Source organism: Arthrobacter sp. Y3223164 (genome assembly GCF_059091005.1).
On sequence record NZ_JBNHGF010001004.1, the window covers coordinates 1 to 248 of the forward strand.

Consider the following 248-nt stretch of genomic DNA (forward strand, 5'->3'; position numbering starts at 1 on the left):
AGCCCCTTGGCTGCCTCCGACCAGCCAAGGATGCCGAGCCCGCGCTCTCCCAAGGCCCGGGCTACCGCCTCCCGGCCCTCGTCCCGCGACGGCCTGACCGGTGCCGAGGAGAGCACGATGGCGCCAAGCCTGCGTTCCCGGCGGGCCGCGAGTTTGCCTGACTCGAAGCGAGCCTCCACCCGGTCGGTCATCAAATGCCGTGCCGCCGCTGCCGCCGTTTCGCCCGCCAACGGGGCGGCGGCGCGGAT

The 248-nt window shown here is 73.8% G+C and carries 1 protein-coding gene; it reads right to left on the reverse strand.

Going from position 1 to position 248, the window contains the following annotated elements:
- Positions 1-230 (reverse strand): hypothetical protein (locus AC5RUJ_RS19115; RefSeq protein ID WP_494156622.1); only part of this gene is annotated, 230 nt, incomplete at its 3' end.
- Between the last annotated feature and the right edge of the window lie 18 nt (positions 231-248).